We start from the raw sequence: 19609 nt of genomic DNA on the forward strand, positions 1-19609 counted from the left end.
CTTCCTTTTCCCGTACGGGGTCAGAGCGTCGCCGCGCCGGTCATGATCGCGACGCCTTCGGTCATGTCGTGGCTGGACGGCGTGATGACGCCGGCCCGCCCGCCGAGCCGCTGGATGTGGATGCGGTCGGCGATCTCCCACACGTGCGGCATGTTGTGGCTGATCAGGATGACCGGCAGTCCCCGGTCACGCAGCGCCTTGATCGCGTCGATGACCAGGCCCGACTCCCGCACACCGAGGGCGGCGGTCGGCTCGTCGAGCACCACCAGCTTGGAGCCGAACGCGGCCGCGCGGGCGACGGCGATGGCCTGCCGCTGACCGCCGGAGAGCGTCTCGACCCGTTGGCTGGGGTTCTGGATGGTGCGGATGCCGAGCTGCTGCAACGCCTCCATCGACCGGTCGCGCATGGCCTTGCTGTCCAGCAGCCGCAGCACCGAACCGAGCGGTCCGGGCCGGCGGATCTCGCGGCCCAGGAACATGTTCGAGGCGATGTCCAGGGCCGGCGACATGGCCAGCGACTGGTAGACGGTCTCGATGCCGACGTCCTTGGCGTCCTGCGGCCGTTTGAACGAGACCAGCTCGCCGTCGAGCTCGAGCGTGCCCTCGTCCGGCACCAGGGCGCCGGTCAGGCACTGGATCAGCGTCGACTTGCCGGCGCCGTTGTCGCCGATGATGGCCAGGACCTCGCCCGGGAACACGTCGACGTCGACCCCGTTGAGCCCGACCACCTTGCCGAACGTCTTGCGCAGCCCGCGGGCCGACAGCACCGCGCTCTTCTGCTTCGTGTCGGTGTCGGTCATGAGCGCACCTTCCGAGTCCACTGGGCGGCACCCGTCTGCTTCTTGTTGCTCATGAGCGCACCTTCCGGATCCACTGGTCCGCGGCCACGGCGGCGATCACGAGGATGCCGACGGCCAGGACGCGGTACTCGTCGTCGAGGCCGACCAGGGTCAGCCCGATGGCGAAGCTCTGCACGATCAGGGCACCGAGCACCGTGCCGATCACGCCGCCCCGGCCACCGAAGAGGCTGGTGCCGCCGATCACGACGGCCGTGATGCTGGCCAGGTTGGCGTCCACGACACCGTTGGGCGACGCGGCGCCGGCCCGGCCGATCAGCACCCACGCGGCGATGCCGTAGATGAGACCGGCGACCAGATAGACGCTCAGCAGCACCCGGTTGACCGAGATGCCGGCCAGGCGGGCCGCCTCGGGGGCGTCGCCGACGGCGAAGACGCGCCGGCCCCACGCGGTGAACCCGAGGGCGTAGCCGACCGCCACGTAGATCAGGCCGACCACGATGATGCCGACGTTCAGGTCGAGCCCGAAGAACGGGACCCGGGTGCCGGCCGCGGTCATCCAGTCCGGCATCGCGGTGCCCTGGATGGTGGAGCCGCCGGTCAGCATCAGCGTGATCGCGGTGAAGACGCTGAGCGTGCCGAGCGTGACGATGAACGGGGGCAGTTTGATCCGGGACACCAGGGCCCCGTTGACCAGGCCGCAGATCGCGCCGATGAGCACACCGGTCAGGATCGCCAGCGGGGCCGGCAGCACACCGTTGGTGGCCAGCAGGGCCGACGACATGCAGGCCAGGATCGCGGCCGCGCCGACCGACAGGTCGATGCCGCCGGTCAGGATGATCAGGGTCTGGCCGACCGCGAGGGCGGCGACCACGGCGGTCTGCTGCAGCAGCAGCGAGATCGCGCGGGGCTGGGCGAACGCCGGGTTCAGCACGGTGAACACGGCGATCGAGAGCACCAGCAGCACCAGCGGGCTGACCCAGGTGTGCTCGTGCAGGATGTGCTGGGCGCGCTGAACCGGGGTGGCCCCGCGGCGGCCGGCCGCGGGACCCTTCGTCGAGGTCTGGGTGGCGGTCATGTCACCAGCAGATCTTCGAGCCGTCGGCGGTCGTGATCGACTTGACGCCGTCCTCGGCCTTGTCGGTGATCAGCGCGGTGCCGGTGTTGTAGAAGTTCAGGCCGTCGGTCACCGCGGGCAGCGCCTTGCCGGCCACCTTGTCGGCGATCGCCTTGACACCGAGCTCGGCCATCTTGACCGGGTACTGCTGCGAGGTCGCGGCGATGACGCCCTTGCTCACGTTCTCGACACCGGCGCACGAGCCGTCGATCGACACGATCGTGACCTTGTCCTGCAGGCCGGCGGCCTGCAGCGCCTTGTACGCACCGGCGGCCGAAGGCTCGTTGATCGTGTAGACGAGGTTGATGTTCTTGTTCTTGGTGAGGCAGTTCTCCATGGCCGTCCGGCCGCCGTCCTCGGCCCCGGTGGTCGGCTCCTGGCAGGCGATCGTGTAGGTGCCGCCGTCGCCGTAGGTGCCGGTCTTGGCCTCGTCGCCCTTCTTGGTCTTGTCGGCCAGGTCGATGCCCATGCCCTCGAGGAAGCCCTGGTCACGGTTCAGGTCGGTCTGGATGGTCCGGTCGCTGAACTGGTCGAGCATCGCGATCGTGGCGGGCTTGGAGGCCATGAACGCCTTCGACCACTCGCCGATCAGCTTGCCGGCCTCGAAGTTGTCGGTGGCGAAGGTGATGTCGGCGGTGTCGATCGGGTCGGGCGGGGTGTCCAGCGCGATGACCGTGACGCCCTGCGCCCGGGCGTCGTTCATGGCCTTGTTGACCGCGGGGCCGCTGGGCAGGATCAGGATGCCGTTCTGGCCCTTGAGCACCGCGCTCTCGATCTCGTCGATCTGGCCCTGCTCGTCGCCGTCCTTCTTGGCGGCCACGACCGTGAGCTCGACGCCGTCCTTGGCCGCCTCGGCCTTGGCCCCGTCGGCGAGAGCGGTGAAGAACGGGTTCTGCAGGTCCTTGAGGATCAGCGTCACCTTGGCCTTGTCCGAGCCACCGGCCGAGCCGGCGTCCGTCGAGCCGGAACCACAGGCGGCCAGGCCGACCACCAGGGTGCCGGCGGCGGCGAGAGCCGTTATGGCACGGCGGGCTCGTGGGGTTCGCGTCATCGGGGTCTCTCCTTGAATGGGGCGGTGCAGGGGGCTCACGACTTGATGACGTGACTTTAAGCACGACCCGTACTTCATGTCGAGACTGTACGTACAAATATTACGAGCAGGTTTTTCCTAACGTCGTTATTCGTGCTTTTACCTCCTGAAACGGACACTAAAACGCCGACCGCGCCCGGCGCGGTCGGCGTTTCGGAACTAGATGTTTACGCGCGGCGCCACTTCTGGTTGGCGGTGCCGGCGCAGTCCCACAGCTGGAGCTTGGCCCGGTCGTTGCCGTCCCAGTCCTTGATGTCGAGGCACTTGTTCGCCTGCGGGTTGACCAGGTCGCCGGCCGCGCTGAGCACCCACTGCTGGGCCGGGTTGCCGTTGCAGGTGACGATCTGGATCAGCGTGCCGTTCGCGGTCGAGCCCATCGGCACGTCCAGGCACTTGTTGCTGCCGGTCTGCAGTGTGCCGTTGACCGCGTTCCACTTCTGCGGGGCCTCGCCGTTGCACGGGAACATCTGCACCTGGACGCCGTCCGAGAAATTGCCGCCCGGCACGTCCAGGCACTTGTTGTTCCAGTTGCTGGCGATCGCCGTACCGGTCCCGCCGCCGTTGCCGTTGGTGGCGCCGGTCGTGGTCAGCGACAGGCCGAACACCTGCAGGATCTCGTTGACCGGCTGGAACCACATGGTGCCGCCGGAGGTGCAGTTGCCGGTGCCGCCCGAGGTCACACCCTGGGCCTGGTTGCCCGAGATCCAGGAACCGCCCGAGTCGCCGCCCTCGGCACACGCGTCACTGCGGTTGAGGCCCGAGACCGACCCCTGTGGATAGTTGATCGTCTCGTTCTTGCCCAGCAGGGTGCCGCAGCGCCAGCCCGTGGTGCGGCCGGAACGGCAGATCGAGCTGCCGATCGCCGCCTCCTGCGAACCGGAGACCAGCACGTTGCCGCCCGAGTAGTTGTTCACCCACGGCTGCGAGGTCCAGTCGCCGTTCGTACGGACCCACGCGTAGTCGTTGCCCGGGAACGAGGACCCGGCGAACGTGCCCTGCGCCTGCCCGTTGACGCCGAGCGTCGGGCTGCCGGTGGCACCACAGTGTCCGGCCGTGACGAAGCCGCCGGCCACCGAGAAGCCGACCGAGCAGAGCGTGTTGCCGTTGATAACGTACTGGTCACCGCCGCGGATGTCGGCCATCGGCCGGGGAGCGGCTTCGCTCGTCTTCACGGTGACCGCGCCGGCCCCACTGTCCTGAGCGAACTTCTTGGCGGCGGCCTCCGCACCCTTGGCCGCGGTGACCACGAGGGAGTTGGTGGCGGGATCGACGTACCAGCTGTGAATCTTGCTGCTCGCCTTGGCCCCGTTGCGGTCGAGCTTGGTGCGGGCCGTCGCGAGCGAGCCCTCCGAGCGCTTGACGACCTTGGCGTCGGCGCCTTCCGCGCGGGCCTTGGCCGCGGCCGCCTCGGTGGTCACACCGACGGTCAGGCGGCTGGACCCGGCCGGGATCCAGGCACCGGCGAAGGTCGTGCCGAGCTGGGCGCGCAGCCGCTTCTCGACCACCGGCGCGGCCGCCTCGGTGGTGAGCCGGTCGGCGATCTTCTCGTCGTCGAGCTCGAGGTCGCGGCGCATCGCGGCCAGCATGCCGGGCGCCAGGTCTAGCTCGAGCGGAGCCGCGGTGGGGGCGGCTTCCTGGGCCGGTTCGTCACCGGCAAAGCTGACGAACGGTGTGACAGCGACGGCGGCCAGAGCAACGGCGCCGACGACGAGTGCCTGGAGAGGCGGGCGGGGCATGGATTGTCCTTCTCCGCGCGGAGTCACGCACCCAGATCCGGGGGGCCGGGCGCGGCCGCGCTGACGGGGATAGGTTCGGCGCTCGGGGAGCGCTCTCGAAACGTGAGAGTGGTCGATCCGCTCAGATCGGGTCAATGCCCCTCGATGGATCTTGCCCTTTTACCCCAAACCGCCCACGGCCCCTCTCGCGCCGAACGCGCAACCTCGACCCGAAGACGTCGGCCGCAGGCGTGCGCCGTCGGGCCGTGGGCGTGGGCCCTGGGCCGTGGGCGGTGGCCGTGGGCGGTGGCCGTGGGCGATGGGCCTAGTCCTGGGGTGGGAGACCGGCGGGGATCTCCGCTTTCGGGTGGAGGTTTGCGCCGGTCGGTGTGCCGAGACTGGGGCGATGTTTCGAGCGCTTTCCGATCGGGCTTCCGGGCTCGTCTTCGTCGTCCTTGTTCTCGCGGTGTCGCTGGGCACCGCCCGGGTCGCCGGCGGGTTGAACCTCGCGTTCTCGCCGCTGCTCGTCGTGCTGCTGATGATGCTGGTCGTGACCCGGGAGGGCTGGTCGCGGGCCGGGTGGCGGCGGCTCGGCCTGGGCCGGGCGGCGGTCCGCAGCTGGCCGGTGGCGATCGCGACCACGGCCGGGGTCAGCGTGCCGGCCGCCGCCGGAGTCGTCCTGCTGGGATTCGCCCGGTTCACCACGCCGCACGGGCCGTGGCTCACCGACCTGCTGGCTATGTGCGTGGCCGGGCCGGTGCTGGCGTTCGCCGAGGAGATCGGCTGGCGCGGCTACCTGCAACCACGGCTGCGTTCCTCGCTCGCCGTCGGCGCGGTGTGGATCGCCTGGCATCTGCCCTACATCCTGCTGACCCCCGACTACCACGCCGACGGGAACCGGGTCGTCGTCCTGACCCTGTTCAGTGGATCGGTGCTGGCCTTCTCGGTCCTGTTCGGAGCATTGCGGGAGCAGACCGGAAGCATGTGGCCCGCGGTCCTGGCCCACTTCGCCCACAACGCCACGTTCGCCCTGCTGGCGAGCTACGCGTTGGAGACGAGCCACCCGGTCCTGGTACACGAATACCTGGCCGGGGACACCGGACTGCTGGTCCTGATCGGCACGGCCGTATTCGCGGTGATCGTCACCCAGCGAGCCGGCCTCGGTGGTGCCCACGCCGGCCTCGGCGACCGGCGGGACGGGCTGGTCAGTCGGCGGACTGGGCGAGGATGACGGCCTGGACCCGGTCGCGCAGGTTCAGCTTTCGCAGGATCGCGCCGACGTGCGTCTTCACGGTGGACTCGGCTACGTGCAGGCGGGCGGCGATCTCGACATTGGTCAGTCCGAGGCCGACGGCGGCCAGGATCTCCCGTTCGCGGGCGGTCAGCCGGTCGAGAGCCGGGTTGCGCTCGGCGGCCACCGGCACGGGACGGACGAACGAGTCGATCAGGCGCCGGGTCAGGCGGGGTGAGACCGGCGCATCGCCGGCTACGGCCGAGCGGATCCCGGCCACCAGTTCGGCGGGCCCGGCGTCCTTGAGCAGATAGCCGCACGCTCCGGCGCGCAGGGCGGCCACCAGCAGTTCGTCGTCGTCGAACGAGGTCAGCATGACGACCCGCGGCGGGTTGACGGCCGCCATCAGGCGCCGGGTGGTCTCGACGCCGTCGGGGCCGGGCATCCGGATGTCCATCAGCACCACGTCGGCCTGGCGCTCGGGGGTGCGCAGCATGGTGAGCGCGGTGCGCCCGTCGGCGGCCTGGCCCACCACGCGGAGGTCGTCGGCGGCGTCGATGATCATCGCGAAGCCGGCCCGGACCAACTCCTGGTCCTCGACGAGAAAGACGCGGATCACCCGAACACCGCCGGCACAACGGCCTCGACCCGGAACCCACGCCCCGGCAACGGCCCGGCGCGCAACGTCCCGTCCAGCTCGCGCAACCGCTCACTCATCCCGGCAATCCCCACACCCGTCGCCGCGTCAACCGGCCCGCCCGACCCGTAACCGCCACCTGACCAGTCACCGCCTGACCAGTCACCGCCTGACCTGTCACCGCCGCCCGACCAGTCACCGCCGCTCGGCCGGTCACCGCCTGACCCGTCGTCGTCGATCTGGATTCGGAGTGCTCCGGCTGCGCGCCTGATGTCCACGGTGGCTGCGGCGCCCGGGCCGGCGTGTTTGACCACATTGGTCAAGGCTTCTCGGATCACCCGCAGCAGAGCTGGGGGCAGGCGAGTCAGGGCGCCGGGATCGGCCGACACCCGGACCGGCACGCCGGCCGCGCGGACCAGGTCGGCGATCCGTTCCACGTCGTCGAGCGCCACCCCCGGCTCGGCGACCGGTGCGGGCTCGCGGAGGGTCTCGATGACCTCGCGGACGTCGGCCAGTGCCGAGCGTGCGGTCGTACCGATCGCCGTCAGGGCCGCGCGCGGGTCGCCGAACGCGCCCGCGTCGGCCTGCACCACCACGACGGTCAGCGAGTGTGCGACCAGGTTGTGGATCTCGCGGGCGGCGGCCAGGCGCTCGTTCTGCCGGCGGGTCTCGGCGAGCGCGCGCAGGTTGGCCGCCCGTCCGCGGACCAGGTTGCCGGTCACCCACAGCAGCACCGAGAGCACGGCCAGGAACACGCCGATGCCGATGGCGTTGGCCAGGTAGAGCGGCGGCGTGCTCCACCGGAAGCCGGCCACCAGGCATCCGGCGACGGCCAGGCCCAGCCCGGTGAGCCGGGCGGCCAGGGAGGGCACGTGCGCCGCGACGGTGTAGACGATGATCGCCTGAGCCAGGTTGGCCGGTAACGGGACCGCCAGCAGCGACAACTGCAGCGCGAAGGTCACGGCGGATACGGCTAGGACCGTACGGGGAAATCGTCTCCGGAAGGCCAGTGGCAGAACCGTGGCCGTTCCGATCAGGAGGCCGGTCGTTCCCGTGACCCAGGCACCGGGCACTGCGGTCAGCAGCCAGGCGGTCAGCGCGACGAGACGGTCCACCAGTTGCGGACGCGTTCGCGCGAAGTGGTCGGCCCGCGCCGCGAGGAAGGACTTCACCACGGCCGACCCTATCTCCTTGAAGATCGGCTGTTCGGATCTTTAAGGGTTCCTTAGGACAACGCCGGACCGGGTACGGATATGGATAGTTTGGGCCGCCACCCCCCATCCGAGGAGTTCTCTGTGCCCGCCCACGCCCGCCGCAGCTTCCGCCCCCTCATCATCGCCGCAGTCGCGGTAGGGGTGATCGGTGTGAGCTACGCCGGCATCACCGTGGCACGCTCCTCGTCCGACGAGGGCACGGCCCGGCTGACCTCGTCGACGCCCCTCGACGCGACCTCCCCCGGCACCGCGGGTGACTCCAACCTGAGCGTCGAGGACCTGGCCGCCGAGCCGACACCGCCGGCTTCCTCCGGCACCCCGAGCCCGTCGCCCAGCCTGACCCCCTCGGCGTCGGCGACGCCCAGCGCGTCGGCGAAGGCGACCAGCACCCCCACCAAGCGGCCGACCAAGACGCCGACGAAGAAGCCGACCACCAAGGCGCCGACCCAGACGACCAAGCCCCCGTCCTCCGGTGGCGGCGGCAGCTCGTCCACCGTCACCGAGGTGATCCGGCTGGTCAACGTGGAGCGTAAGGCGGCCGGTTGCGGCAACCTGACCGGCGACTCGCGCCTGCACCGGTCGGCCCAGAAGCACTCCGACCGCCAGGCCGACCAGGACACGATGTCGCACGAGCTGCCCGGCGAGGCCTCGATGGGCGACCGGGTCACCGCCGAGGGCTACCGCTGGGGCGGCGTCGCCGAGAACGTCGCGGCCGGCTACCAGACCCCGGCCTCGGTGATGGAGGGCTGGATGAACAGCCCGGGGCACAAGGCGAACATCCTGAACTGCGGCTACAAGAACATCGGCGTCGGCGTGGCGAAGTCCGGCAAGGGCACTCTTTACTGGACGCAGAACTTCGCCTCGCCGCTGTAGCCGTTACGAACGGGCCTTTTCCCACATCACGGTGTACGCCTCGGCTCCGTTGAGCAACTGCCGGCGGAGCTGAGCGCCGTCCGGGCCGGCCTGGTTGATCAGGTCGACGATGTAGTCCGGATAGAGCCCGTACTGGGCGACGCCGTCGGTGTTGAGGTCGAACGTGCGGGTGCCGTAGACCTGCTTGCTCACCTGGGTGCCGTTGGTCGCGGTGAACGGGTAGACCAGCGGGCTCGACCCGGCGTTCAGGCGCGGCGCGGGCTGGGTACCCAGGCCGTTGACGTCGGTGCCGATGCCGTACCCGGTGATCTTCGAGCCGTTGGCCAGGCCGTTGTTGGTGCGCCACTCCTGCAGGAAGGTCGGGTTGCCCTGACCGTCGTCCGAGGCCGAGAACGCGTAGCCGGCGACGAACCCGCCGACGCCCAGCGTCCGGTTGATCAGGGTCGGGTCGGCCCAGCTGTGCACCGAGGCGACACCCGGATAGTTCGCCTGCTCGGCCATGTCGAGCACGGTGGAGGCGGCCTTCACGCTCATGTGGTCGATGTGGATGATCATGCCGCGGTCCATCATCTTCTGGATCAGGTAACGGCCGAGGTCGGTCAGCCCGCGGACGTTGCAGATCTTGCCGCTCGGGTAGACCGGCAGGATCGCCCCGGCGGGCAGACCGACGCCGAGCTGCAGCAGCTTGGCGAAGTCGTCGCTGACGATGGGCTGCTCGTTGTCGGACGGCCCGGTGCACGATGTCGCCTGCCACCAGTGCCCGGTCGAGATCAGGTTGCCGACGTTGACCGCCGCGCCGGTGACGCCCTCGTCGAAGCGGGTGCCGCCGAACGCGTTGTCGAACTTGTGGATCGGGTAGATGCCGCTCACCCCGAGGCTCGTGAGCTCGTCGAGACCGGCGTCGATCTGGGCCTTGGTGCACTGCGGCACGTCGTTGACCTCACGGCAGCCGAAGATCTCGGAGTTCTCCACGCCCATGGTGACGGCGAGCTTGCCCTGGGCCGCGATCTGGCGCACCTGGGCCGGGGTGGTGGCCAGCCGGAACCAGCCCTTGCCGGGACCACCGCTGCGGGCGTCCACGTAGTCCTGCATCTTGCGCAGGTAGGTGGCCTGGGCACGGATCTGGTCCATCTCGTCGCACGAGGTGTGCTCGAGGGTCAGTCCGCAGATCACCCGGTTGGCCACCAGCAGCTGGTTGAGCACCCGCTGGCCGGACTTCCAGGCCCGCTCGAGACTGCGGAAGTAGGACGCCTCGTGCAGCATCGTGTCGTACTGCGGCCAGTCGCCGAAGGTGGGCCAGCCGTCCTCGGCCGAGTTGATCGGGTCGGTGCCGGCGATGATCGCCTCGAGCAGCGCGCCCCAGCCCAGCGTCGCGTGCGAGGGGCAGCCCTTCAGAGCGACCGGGGCGCCGCCCGGGGCGTACGGGTCACCGCAGTGCAGTGATCCGCCGAAGGCCTCGGCCGCGGTGATGTGTGCGTGCGCGTCGATCCAGCCGACCAGCTTGCCGTTGGCGTCGACACCGGGCGCCGGGGTGCCGCTGACGCCGGTCGCGATGTCCGGGATCGCCGCGCAGCCGCCGGCCGGGGTGAGCGCGATGGTCGAGGCACTGTTCCCCGCGCCCAGTCCGCCCAGATAGACGCCCATCTGCTGACCGGTCGCGGTGGACACGAAGCGGTAGCGCCCGTCGGCCGCGCTGACCGTCCAATCGGCCCTTTCCCCGTACGCATCACCGGCCCACACCCAGCCGAGCACACTCTGGTACGGCGGTTTGCCGGTGCTGTCGCGTAACAGGTAACGGCCGAGCTGGCTGGCCTCGAACCGGAACGGCTCGGCCCCCGCAGCGGTGCCGGTGAAGCCGTAACCGACCGAGTCTCGCCGCACATAGCCGCGGGAAGTCGTGCCGTCGAACACCTGGAGCGTCGCGCACACGCCCTCCAGGTCATTGGCCGGCGTCCAGGCCGGGGCCGCGGCGGCGGGCACGGCCAGCCCCCCGGTGATCCCGAGCGCCAGGAGGCCGGCGGCCAATTTGCGCAGTCTTGTCATAGGTACTCCCTCGCTCGATCATCGTCGGGCCGGGGCGAGTGTAAAACGTCACAGGATCGACACAGATAAAAATATGAATTTTTCTCTCAGACGGCATTCTCGCTGCCCGGAGTCGACAACGGGTTGCCCGATCGGGCCCCGGTCGGGTGAACGGCCACCGCTCACAGCCGGCGGTGGCAGTATTCGATCGTGATCTCCGACGACGACATCGCGGCGATGTCGGGCGATCAGCGGCGGGCCCTGATCGCCCGGCTCGCCGCCGCCCCGCCCCCGGCCGCGATCCCCCGCCGCCGGTTCGGTCTGCGTGAACTGCACCTGGGCGCGCTGATCGTCTGCTCGGTCGCGCTCGTGCCCTGGATCGTCTATCTGGCCGTCACGGTGCCCGAGAGCTACACGGTCGACAACTGGAACACGGTCTGGGTCGGCTTCGACCTGCTCCTGCTGGCACTGTTCACGACGACCGCGGTGCTCGGGCTGCGGCGCCACCGGCTGGCCGTGCTAATCGGCTTCGCCACTGGCGTGCTGCTCATCTGCGACGCCGGCTTCGACCTACTGACCAGCAACGACGCCGACCTGCCGCGGGCCCTGGCCAGCGCCCTGCTGATCGAACTGCCCCTCGGTGCCCTGATGATCGCCGAGTCCGGCCGGCTGTTCCGCGCGTTCCTGCCGCACTGACGCCCGGATCAGGCGAGCGGGACCACCCGGAGCGTCGCGACGCGGATCAGCGGTGCCCGATCCAGCGCCGCCCGCTCGGCCTCGGTCCAGGCGCGCGGATTCGGATCACTCATGGAAGCCTCCAGCGATCAAGAGCAAAAACGCGTGAGAGTCAGTTCGCCACCGCGTCGAGCCAACTGCTGTAGCGCAGACGCAGGGCTCGCTCGGTGCTGCCGACCGCGGCGCTGAGCGCGAGCGTGATGTTGGCCCAGACCGGCAGGTCGATCGGGGACTCGAAGACGCCGAGCCGCTCGGCCAGCGGCGGGATCCGGGAGAGCGATTCGACGGTCTGCGGCAGGCCGAGCAGCAGCGGCACGACGAGCAGGACGATGGCGAGCGCCCCGATCCACCGGCTGAGCGCAGGCCGCTCACGGTCGAGGCGGGCGCGCCGTCCCTCGGCCGAGCGCGGGTCGGGCACGAGCTGCTGCTCGGGGCCGTCGTCGGCGACGAAGTGGCACCGGCGGACGCCGAAGGCCGACGTCACCACCTCGATCGCGCCGCCCTCGATCGGGAAGACGGCGGGCAGCCGGGCTCGCTCGTAGCGGCGTCCGTCGCGGTACAGGTGGGCTTCGGTGTCGCCGTTGTCGTTGCCCTTCAGGTGGTGCACGTCGACGGCATAGACCATCGGCCGGCCCGCCGAGGCGTCCGGCGGAAGAAAGAACAACGACCGGGACAGCGGTTGCCACCAGCGGAAACGCTTCAGCGGACGCCCGTCTCCGGGCTTGATGCGCTGGATGGCCCGGCGCCGGCGCCATTGATCGAACATCCGGCCAGTAGAAAGTGTGTCGTCAGGGCACAGTCAAGGGCATCAGGCGAAGATCCTTTTCCAGTACGCCGGAGAGCCGCTCAGCCTCCCGCTCGATCGCCCGCCGCGGCGCGGGCCGGTCGCCGAGCCAGGTCACGGTGAGCTCGTCGCCCGTGCGGGCCCAGGTGCCGCTGACCACGCCACCGGCGATCACCGGGTTGGCCTTGCGGGTCATCAGGTCGCGCAGCGCGGGAGGGGTCACGTGGGCGTCCTTGGTGCCCGGGCCCATCACCCACTGGTCGTGCCCGGGGAGAAATCGCACTGCGTCCGAGGGCTTTGCCGCCCGTACGGCGTCCAGATCCTCCCGCGCGACATAGGCGGCACTGCCGTCGACGTCGATCTCGACCAGACGGTCGTCGAGGCGGCTGACCCATGAGGTGAGCCGGCGGCCGCCCGCGCTGAGACCGCTGCCGAGCCAGTAGCGGAGGTTCTCCAGCGGCGCGGGCCCGTACGTGCGGAAATAGGCCAGCACGGCCCGCGGCCCGGCCTCGTCGGGATCGGGGATGCCGGGCCAGCGTGGGTTGTCGTCCAGCCGTTGCACGGTGAGCTTCCCGTCGCGCGCGGGTCCGATGCTCAGGTCGCCCTGCCAGGACAGCGGCTTGATAAGTGTGCCCGCGCCGTCGTCGAAGACCGGTTTCAGGTGCCGGTACGCGCGCTGCCCGGCCAGGGCCTCGCCCAGCTCGGTGACGGTCAGCGGTCCCCCGCTCAGGGCCGCACGCACGGCGGCCCGGAAGTCCGGCCAGTCCGCCGCGGCGAGCCGATAGTGCTCGACCCAGCTCGGCAGCTCCCACTGCCGGCCGGACGCCCGCAGGGCCAGAAAGTCGGCGCCACCGGCCGGATCGAGGTAGTGGACGGCACCACGGAACGCGAACGCCTTGATCACCTCCCCGGCGGCCAGGGCCTCGGCGAGCCCGCGCGGGTCCGGCGACGACCTGCGGGTACGCACGGCCAGCTCGGCCGCCGACTCGTCCATCGAGGGCACCGCGCCCAGCCGGCCGACCACCGCCGCGACCGGACCGCCGTCCACCGGATCGAGCAGATGCCGCTCCAGCCGCCAGGCCAGCGCCTGCGCCCAGGTGATCGAGATGGTCATGACGTCAGCCTCGCACCTGTTCCGGACGACCAGCGTCCGGAACACCCGCGGACCGGCCCGGACGGGGCGAAATGCAGGCCCTATGCTCTGCGGCATGCTCGAGATCGGCTTCCGGCTCGGCGACCGTTACCGGCTGGTGGACCGGATCGGCGCCGGCGGCATGGGTGAGGTGTGGCGGGCCGTCGACGAGGTGCTCGGCCGGCCCGTCGCGGTCAAGGCGATGCTGGCGATGGTGGCCGACGATCCCGACTTCGCCCGGCGGTTTCAGGCCGAGGCGACCGCGATGGCCCGGGTCAACCATCCGGCGGTGGCGTCGATCCACGACTACGGCCGCAGCCACGACGTCACCTACCTGGTGATGGAGTTCGTCGAGGGCGAGTCGCTGGACCGGGCGCTGGCCCGCTCGGGCCGGATGACGCCCGAGCACACCATGCGGGTGATCGCCCAGGCCGCCGACGGTCTGCAGGCCATCCACGACCAGGGCATCGTGCACCGCGACATCAAGCCGGCCAACCTGATGATCCGGCGCGACGGGGCGGTGCTGATCACCGACTTCGGGATCGCCCGGCATCACGACGCGAGCCGGCTGACCGCGTCCGGCGCGATCCTGGGCACGCCGACCTATCTGTCGCCCGAGCAGGTGCTGGGTCAACCGGCGACGGCCCGCAGCGACGTCTACTCGCTCGGGCTGACCGCGTACGAGTGCCTGGCCGGGCAGAAGCCGTTCGAGGGCGAGAACCCGTACGCGGTGGCCCTGCAACGCATCCAGTCGGCGCCCCGCACCATCGGGGTGAACCTGCCGGCCCCGATCCTCGGCGTGGTCGAGCGCGCCCTGGCCACCGACCCGGCGCACCGCTGGCCGACCGCCGCCGCCCTGGCCGAAGCCGCCCGCGCCGCCACCGGCCCCGCCCCCGTCGCCCCCTCCCGGCCTCCCGCCGCCGCTGCTCCGGCCGGCCCGGCCGCGGCGGCCCCGGCCCGGCGCGCTCGCGTGCGAATGTTGCTCGCCGTGCTGGCCGCTCTGGTGGTGATCGGCGGCGCAGTCGGGTGGGGCATCAGCAAGATCGGCGGGAGCGCCGACGCGAGCGGACCGGGAGCGACGGCGACGACCACGCCCGCCAAGGAGGCCATGGTGGCCGCCGGCGGGCTGCTCCGCGAGTGCGGCACCGGGTTCTGCCCGCTCCAGCCGCTCTGCTGGGGCGGCATGACGGCGGTCAACGGCCGGGCCCAGCCACCGTCCCGGGTCGACTGCGCCGAGGCCCACAACTGGGAGACGTTCGTGGCTCTCGAGGTGCCCGCGGACGCCGTCGACGTGCGCCAGGACTCGCTGATCGGCCGTGAACAGATCGCCAACGCCTGCTCCGCGGCCGTCATGGGCTCGCGGAGCAAGGACCCCGACACGACCCGGGGTTGGGAGCGGGACGCCTGGCCGATGACCCTGCCCGGCGGCGACGTCCCGCTGCTGCACTGCATAGCCGCGCCGGCCAAGGGTGGCACCACCACCGGCGGGGCTTTCGTGGTCGGATAGGTGGGTCAGGTCAGGGCGACGTCGTCGTACCAGACAGTGCCCGTGTTGTCGCCCGACTTGAGGTGCAGCTGGACGCCGGCCGCGCCGGTCGGGGCGGTCGCGTCGACCGACAGCAGCGTCCAGCCGGTGGTGCCGACCGGCAGGCGGTTCGAGGTGTTCTGGCTGATCCACGTGCCGTTGATGTCGAACCAGCTCAGCGCGATCTCGGTGATCCCGGTGGCCGCGGTGCCCCGGGCGTAGGCCTCGGCGTGCCACGCGTTGCCGGGCTGGACCGGCGTGATCGGCGAGGTGAGCAGCGAGGGCAGGTTGCTGCCGGACCGGGTGGTGCCGGAGAACCGGGCCGACTGGGCGCCGGTCCGCGGATTGTCGGTGGTGATCGTGGCCGCACCGGCCTGGGGCTGGTACTGCCGCCACGGCGAGCTGGTCGCGGGCGCCTCGAAGCCCAGGTTGAGCAGGCTGGTCGGGGTCGAACCGCTGGTCCAGGCGCCGTTGACCACCGACGCGGCGAACTTCGCGGTGCCGTCCGTTCGGTGCAGGCCGAACTTGTACTGGGCGGGCTGGGTGGCGACGGTCGAGTTGGCCGGGATCGCGCCGGTGGCGAAGTCGTTCAGGGTCCACGGGGCCACCGAGCCGACCCCGGCCGTCTGGGCGGCGCGATAGACCCGGGCCAGGTACGCCCCCTGTTCGCCCTCGCTGCTCGACTGGGTGCTGAGCCCGGTCTCGCCGATCACCATCGGGTCGGGCGCCACCGCGGTCTGCGCGCGCCGGATCTCGGCCAGGGACCGCTCGGACGAGCCGTAGAAGTGGAAGTCGTAGTAGTCGAGCGGCGTGGTCGCGAGCTGCGACTTCATGCCGGCCAGGCCGGCCGCCCCACTGCCACCGTCGACGCTCAGGGTCAGCGGCATGTCGGGCAGCGACGCGCGGACGGCCGGGATCATCTGCCGGGCCCAGGCCATCGCGTTGGCGTCGCTCGGCTGGATCTCGTTCTTCAGCTCGACCGCGATCACCCGGGAGTCATTCCCGTACGGATTCAGCACGCTGAGCGCCCACAGAATGCTGTTGCTGACGTCGGCGTAGGCACCCCACCAGTCGAACAGGGTCAGCTTGACGCTCAGTCCGTTGGCGTCGGCGATCCCGATGAACTGGCTCAACTTCTGGGTGTACGCGCTGCTCGGCGACGGATAGCCGAAGGTCTGCGGGAAGACGATGATCCGGACGGTGTTCGCCCCGAGCGCGGCCGCCTTGGCCAGGTCGGTGTCGATCCGCACCGGGTCGAAGTTGGTCCACATGTTCGTCCAGCCCGCGTTCGACGGGTAGTAGTTGATCGCCTTCGAGGCCAGGACGGCGGACATCCGGCTCGCCAGCGTGGGCGGGGTGGCGTGCGCGGGCGCGGCCGGAAGCAGCGAACCGAGAACCAGCAGAACGACCAGCGCGAGGGCACGTACGCGGAAATTGCGCATGCGGAAACCAGGCCTTTACCGGAAAGGGCTGAGAAAGGACGCCATCGCGCCGTTGATCCTCAATGATGCGGCGGGCGTCTATTGACGACGGTAAGAGTCGTATCCGGGCCCGGCAATGAGCGGCGTGTGCCAAGCCGGCGACCCACACCGCCGCCGATCACCGAATTCCGGCGACCGCCGCGCGATTCATGCTCACGGAAAACCGGAAAAGCCCCGGCCGATGTCGGCCGGGGCTTTTCCGCACCATTCAATTCACCGGTTCAACGGTCGCGCCGGCGTTTTACCAGCGAACACCGATCTTGAGCGGCGCCGGGCCGACCACGGTCGCCGTGACCGTGCCGGCACGCACGCCGGTGCACGTCCACGAGCGCAGTCCTCCGGTGACCGGGAAGTCGGCCTGGCAGCGGATCGGCGATCCGGCGTCGCTCAACCCCCAGTGCCCGGTGTCACTGCCGCCCAGGGTGCCGCCCGCGTCGGCGTCGATCGAGATCGTGCCGCCCGGGAAATTCCGCCCGGTGGTGCTGCATGTCCGGAACGAACAAGTGTTGCTGCTGCCGGCCGCCAGCGCGACCTGCGGCAGAGTGGACACGCCGACCGCGGCGACCACGCCGACGACGGCGAGCCGAGTGAACATCTTCCGCATTCCCAAACTCCTTCGAGTGCGTCCCCTGTGAAGGTCCAGAGCTATCACGACCAAGATCAATGGGTCAAACCATTGACGTCTGTCGCTGCCCGAAAATACCCGCGGCCGGCGGAAACGAGTTGCGGAACCGTCGACAGAACGACCAGAAGCTTCGGACCCGGGTCAGCGCGCGGCGACGATGAGCCACACCATCCCCAGGAGAGGGTTCCCCCGATGTCCCGATCGCTCCGAACTGCCCTGATCCCCCTGCTCACCGTCCTGATGACGGTTCTGGTCGCGTCTCCCCCGCGCGCCCGGGCCGCCACGTCGTCGCCGATCGCCGGAATCTCGCTGATCAACGACGTGTCCCGCAAGCCGATCCTCGGTGTCAGCCCGGTCCTCGACGGCACCGTGGTCGACCTGACCCGGCTCGCCAACCGCAACCTCAGTCTGCGCGCCGACCTGGTCGACGGGGCCACCGCCGGAAGTGTCCGGTTCGCGCTGACCGGCGCGAAAGGCACCAACTGGACGCGCGTCGAGAACACCGCGCCCTACTTCCTCTGCAACGACTACGTCGACTGCCCGCTGCTGGCCACGGCCGACAGCTACACGCTGACCGTGCAGGCCTTCTCGGGCGCCAACGCCGGGGGCAGCGCGCTCGGATCGGTCTCGACGATCCGGTTCAGCGTGTCGGCGACGGCGGTCGCGCAGCCGGCCGTGGACGTGCTGTTCGTCGGCAACAGCCTGATCGGCACCCCGACCGTCTCCACCGGCCAGGACACCCCGCAGGTGCTGCAGAGCATGGCCTCGGCGACCGGCCGGACGATCACCGTCACCAAGGTCATCCACTTCGGCAACACGCTGCAGCAGACCTGGAACGCCGGTGAGGTGGCGACCGCGGTCAACGGCTCGAAGAAGTACGACTACGTGGTGCTGCAGGAGTACAGCAACCTGGTCGCGACCAACCTCGCGTCGGCGAGCGGCACCCTGCTGAACACGTACGCCCCGGCCCTCACCAACGTGCTCAAACCGGGCGGCAAGGTGGTGCTGTTCAAGAACTGGGCCACCGTCGACCCGGCTCCGTTCGCCTCGCGGGCCGCCTACGTCACGGCGATCAACACCAACTACGCCGTCCTGTCGGCGCGGCTCCCCCGGCCCAACCTGGTCGCCCCGGTCAGCGACACCTTCGAGCCGCTGATCGCCGCCAACGGGTCGTCCTATCTGATCGTGGCCGACGGCAAGCACCCGCACGGCCGCGCGATCTACCTCAACGCCGCCACCCTGTACGGGATCGTCTTCCGCACCTCGCCCCGCGCCGTCCCCAACCTCTATGTGGACAGCGACAGCACCACCGCACCCGGCCTGCGCAACGCGTCGGCCGCGGCGATCGGTTACTGAGGCATCGAAGAGGCGAAAATTCGATCCAATCGCCGAGCCCCCGTGCAACGAAGGAAGGGAGGAACCCATGCGCGGGAGGGAGGTCGATGAGCTCCGACGACGAGCTCGCCGAGCGGTTGCGCGCGAGCGACGAGACAGCCCTGCGGTTGGCGTACGACCGGCACGGCGCCGCGGTGCTCTACCTGGCCCAGCGGCTGCTGAGCAACCGGGCCGACGCCGAGGACGTCACCCAGATGACCTTCGTGGCCGCCTGGAACGGCCGGGACGGCTACGACCCGGAGCGCGGCACCCTGCTGGGCTGGCTGCTCGGCATCGCCCGGCGCAAGGCCGCCGACCGGATGCGGTCGGCGGCCCGCGAGCAGCGGGCCACCGAGGCTGTCCAGGCCCGGCCGGCCCCGGTGGAGGCGGGCGAGACACCGGAGCGCACGGTCGACCGGCTGGTGGTCGCCGATGAGCTCGCCCGGCTGCCGACCGACCAACGGCGCACACTGGAGCTGGCGTTCTTCGACGATCTGACGCATCCCCAGATCGCGACCGTGACCGGGCTCCCGCTCGGCACGGTGAAGAGTCACATCCGGCGCGGCATGGCCGCCCTGCGACGACGTTGGGAGGTGGACGGTGCCCCATCTGGATCCCGATCGGCTGATCGAACTCGCCTTCGCTGAGGAGCTGGAGGAACTGACCGAATCCGGCCATCTGGCCCGATGCGAGCACTGCCGCCACGAGATCGCGGTGCTGCGGCACGTCGCCGGCGTCGGCGCCGAAGGGCAGGAACTGCGGGACCTGCCGGCCCCACCCGAGCACGTCTGGCAGGCCATCGAGGCCGAGGTGGCCGGACCGCCCGCGCGCCGGCGGAAATGGCTGGTCGCCGCGGTGGCGGCCGTGGTCCTGGCCGTCGTCGGCGTGATCGTCGTCGTCCGCGCGCCGGCCGAACAGATCACGGCGCGGGCCACCCTGACGCCCCTGGGCACGGTGCCGCCGACGGCCGGCGGAGACGTACGGGTCCTGGCCGACGGCCGGCTGCGCATCGACGTGCACAACCTGCCGCTGACCACCGGCTTCCACGAGGTGTGGCTGCTCGACCCGGAAGATCCGGCCAAGATGGTGGCCCTCGGCAGCCTGGCCGACCGGCCGACGCTGCTGCCGGTGCCGCCGGGCACCGACCTGGCCCGGTACCGCCTGGTCGACGTCAGCGACGAACCGCACGACGGCAACGCCGCCCACTCCGGCCACAGTCTGCTGCGCGGAACTCTGACGAGTTAGCTGCATCCAATC

The 19609-nt window shown here is 70.5% G+C and carries 18 protein-coding genes; 7 read left to right on the plus strand and 11 right to left on the minus strand.

The window, feature by feature from the left end:
* Positions 1 to 20: 20 nt before the first annotated feature.
* From KOI35_RS30895 to KOI35_RS30910, 4 genes are all read right to left on the minus strand, one after another.
* On the minus strand, positions 21 to 800 hold the full coding sequence (locus KOI35_RS30895) for an ATP-binding cassette domain-containing protein (RefSeq protein ID WP_215792186.1): 780 nt from the start codon (positions 798 to 800) through the stop codon (positions 21 to 23).
* A 49-nt stretch (positions 801 to 849) separates the two neighbouring features.
* Entirely contained in the window at positions 850 to 1875 is a 1026-nt protein-coding gene (locus KOI35_RS30900; RefSeq protein WP_215792187.1) for an ABC transporter permease, read from the minus strand.
* A 1-nt stretch (position 1876) separates the two neighbouring features.
* Positions 1877 to 2965 (minus strand): substrate-binding domain-containing protein, encoded by a 1089-nt coding sequence (locus tag KOI35_RS30905; protein WP_215792188.1) that lies wholly within the window; start codon positions 2963 to 2965, stop codon positions 1877 to 1879.
* Positions 2966 to 3171: 206 nt separating this feature from the next.
* Entirely contained in the window at positions 3172 to 4740 is a 1569-nt protein-coding gene (locus KOI35_RS30910; protein ID WP_246614056.1) for a S1 family peptidase, read from the minus strand.
* A 385-nt stretch (positions 4741 to 5125) separates the two neighbouring features.
* Here KOI35_RS30910 and KOI35_RS30915 point away from each other — a divergent pair, with 385 nt between their 5' ends.
* A complete protein-coding gene (locus KOI35_RS30915; RefSeq protein ID WP_215792189.1) occupies positions 5126 to 5950 on the plus strand; it encodes a CPBP family intramembrane glutamic endopeptidase in 825 nt (274 codons plus the stop codon).
* On the opposite strand, the gene KOI35_RS30920 is transcribed toward KOI35_RS30915, so the two are convergent.
* Together KOI35_RS30920 and KOI35_RS30925 are read right to left on the minus strand one after the other, a co-directional pair.
* The gene (locus KOI35_RS30920) at positions 5925 to 6569 is read right to left on the minus strand and encodes a response regulator (protein WP_308121226.1); all 645 of its coding nucleotides are present in this window, start codon (positions 6567 to 6569) and stop codon (positions 5925 to 5927) included. The genes KOI35_RS30915 and KOI35_RS30920 overlap by 26 nt on opposite strands.
* Positions 6566 to 7759: a sensor histidine kinase gene (locus tag KOI35_RS30925; RefSeq protein WP_215792190.1), complete on the minus strand. Its 1194-nt coding sequence runs from the start codon at positions 7757 to 7759 to the stop codon at positions 6566 to 6568. The genes KOI35_RS30920 and KOI35_RS30925 overlap by 4 nt, the downstream gene beginning before the upstream one ends.
* 123 nt (positions 7760 to 7882) lie before the next feature.
* Between KOI35_RS30925 and KOI35_RS30930 the strand changes: the two genes are divergently transcribed.
* Positions 7883 to 8674, plus strand: coding sequence for a CAP domain-containing protein (locus KOI35_RS30930; RefSeq protein ID WP_215792191.1), 792 nt, complete (start codon positions 7883 to 7885; stop codon positions 8672 to 8674).
* Between the two features lie 3 nt (positions 8675 to 8677).
* On the opposite strand, the gene KOI35_RS30935 is transcribed toward KOI35_RS30930, so the two are convergent.
* Positions 8678 to 10717, minus strand: coding sequence for an amidohydrolase family protein (locus KOI35_RS30935; protein ID WP_215792192.1), 2040 nt, complete (start codon positions 10715 to 10717; stop codon positions 8678 to 8680).
* 189 nt (positions 10718 to 10906) lie between these two features.
* On the opposite strand from KOI35_RS30935, the gene KOI35_RS30940 reads away from it, so the two are divergent.
* Complete coding sequence (locus tag KOI35_RS30940) at positions 10907 to 11392, plus strand: hypothetical protein (RefSeq protein WP_215792193.1); 486 nt, start codon at positions 10907 to 10909, stop codon at positions 11390 to 11392.
* 151 nt (positions 11393 to 11543) lie between these two features.
* On the opposite strand, the gene KOI35_RS30945 is transcribed toward KOI35_RS30940, so the two are convergent.
* Together KOI35_RS30945 and KOI35_RS30950 are read right to left on the minus strand one after the other, a co-directional pair.
* Positions 11544 to 12197 (minus strand): hypothetical protein, encoded by a 654-nt coding sequence (locus KOI35_RS30945; RefSeq protein ID WP_215792194.1) that lies wholly within the window; start codon positions 12195 to 12197, stop codon positions 11544 to 11546.
* 22 nt (positions 12198 to 12219) lie between these two features.
* Positions 12220 to 13329: a DNA glycosylase AlkZ-like family protein gene (locus KOI35_RS30950; protein WP_215792195.1), complete on the minus strand. Its 1110-nt coding sequence runs from the start codon at positions 13327 to 13329 to the stop codon at positions 12220 to 12222.
* Between the two features lie 94 nt (positions 13330 to 13423).
* On the opposite strand from KOI35_RS30950, the gene KOI35_RS30955 reads away from it, so the two are divergent.
* Positions 13424 to 14854: a serine/threonine-protein kinase gene (locus KOI35_RS30955; protein ID WP_215792196.1), complete on the plus strand. Its 1431-nt coding sequence runs from the start codon at positions 13424 to 13426 to the stop codon at positions 14852 to 14854.
* Positions 14855 to 14859: 5 nt separating this feature from the next.
* Here KOI35_RS30955 and KOI35_RS30960 read toward each other — a convergent pair whose 3' ends face one another.
* Together KOI35_RS30960 and KOI35_RS30965 are read right to left on the minus strand one after the other, a co-directional pair.
* Positions 14860 to 16314: a cellulase family glycosylhydrolase gene (locus KOI35_RS30960; RefSeq protein ID WP_215792197.1), complete on the minus strand. Its 1455-nt coding sequence runs from the start codon at positions 16312 to 16314 to the stop codon at positions 14860 to 14862.
* Positions 16315 to 16594: 280 nt separating this feature from the next.
* A complete protein-coding gene (locus KOI35_RS30965; protein ID WP_215792198.1) occupies positions 16595 to 16957 on the minus strand; it encodes a hypothetical protein in 363 nt (120 codons plus the stop codon).
* A 213-nt stretch (positions 16958 to 17170) separates the two neighbouring features.
* On the opposite strand from KOI35_RS30965, the gene KOI35_RS30970 reads away from it, so the two are divergent.
* From KOI35_RS30970 to KOI35_RS30980, 3 genes are all read left to right on the plus strand, one after another.
* Positions 17171 to 18334, plus strand: a complete 1164-nt coding sequence (locus KOI35_RS30970) for a hypothetical protein (protein ID WP_215792199.1) — start codon at positions 17171 to 17173, stop codon at positions 18332 to 18334.
* An 86-nt stretch (positions 18335 to 18420) separates the two neighbouring features.
* A complete protein-coding gene (locus KOI35_RS30975; RefSeq protein ID WP_215792200.1) occupies positions 18421 to 18999 on the plus strand; it encodes an RNA polymerase sigma factor in 579 nt (192 codons plus the stop codon).
* Positions 18953 to 19597: an anti-sigma factor gene (locus KOI35_RS30980; RefSeq protein ID WP_215792201.1), complete on the plus strand. Its 645-nt coding sequence runs from the start codon at positions 18953 to 18955 to the stop codon at positions 19595 to 19597. The genes KOI35_RS30975 and KOI35_RS30980 overlap by 47 nt, the downstream gene beginning before the upstream one ends.
* The last annotated feature ends 12 nt before the right edge of the window (positions 19598 to 19609 follow it).

It is taken from the genome of Paractinoplanes bogorensis (assembly GCF_018829635.1).
In the GTDB taxonomy this organism is placed as follows: Bacteria; Actinomycetota; Actinomycetes; order Mycobacteriales; family Micromonosporaceae; genus Actinoplanes; species Actinoplanes bogorensis.

Excerpts from the sequence above, each read along its gene's own strand:
- KOI35_RS30900 (WP_215792187.1), bottom strand. The coding sequence starts at position 1,875 with ATGACCGCCACCCAGACCTCGACGAAGGGTCCCGCGGCCGGCCGCCGC.
- KOI35_RS30935 (WP_215792192.1), bottom strand. The coding sequence starts at position 10,717 with ATGACAAGACTGCGCAAATTGGCCGCCGGCCTCCTGGCGCTCGGGATC.
- KOI35_RS30960 (WP_215792197.1), bottom strand. The coding sequence starts at position 16,314 with ATGCGCAATTTCCGCGTACGTGCCCTCGCGCTGGTCGTTCTGCTGGTT.
- KOI35_RS30910 (WP_246614056.1), bottom strand. The coding sequence starts at position 4,740 with ATGCCCCGCCCGCCTCTCCAGGCACTCGTCGTCGGCGCCGTTGCTCTG.
- KOI35_RS30955 (WP_215792196.1), top strand. The coding sequence starts at position 13,424 with ATGCTCGAGATCGGCTTCCGGCTCGGCGACCGTTACCGGCTGGTGGAC.
- KOI35_RS30895 (WP_215792186.1), bottom strand. The coding sequence starts at position 800 with ATGACCGACACCGACACGAAGCAGAAGAGCGCGGTGCTGTCGGCCCGC.
- KOI35_RS30970 (WP_215792199.1), top strand. The coding sequence starts at position 17,171 with ATGTCCCGATCGCTCCGAACTGCCCTGATCCCCCTGCTCACCGTCCTG.
- KOI35_RS30915 (WP_215792189.1), top strand. The coding sequence starts at position 5,126 with ATGTTTCGAGCGCTTTCCGATCGGGCTTCCGGGCTCGTCTTCGTCGTC.
- KOI35_RS30945 (WP_215792194.1), bottom strand. The coding sequence starts at position 12,197 with ATGTTCGATCAATGGCGCCGGCGCCGGGCCATCCAGCGCATCAAGCCC.
- KOI35_RS30965 (WP_215792198.1), bottom strand. The coding sequence starts at position 16,957 with ATGCGGAAGATGTTCACTCGGCTCGCCGTCGTCGGCGTGGTCGCCGCG.
- KOI35_RS30975 (WP_215792200.1), top strand. The coding sequence starts at position 18,421 with ATGAGCTCCGACGACGAGCTCGCCGAGCGGTTGCGCGCGAGCGACGAG.
- KOI35_RS30905 (WP_215792188.1), bottom strand. The coding sequence starts at position 2,965 with ATGACGCGAACCCCACGAGCCCGCCGTGCCATAACGGCTCTCGCCGCC.
- KOI35_RS30950 (WP_215792195.1), bottom strand. The coding sequence starts at position 13,329 with ATGACCATCTCGATCACCTGGGCGCAGGCGCTGGCCTGGCGGCTGGAG.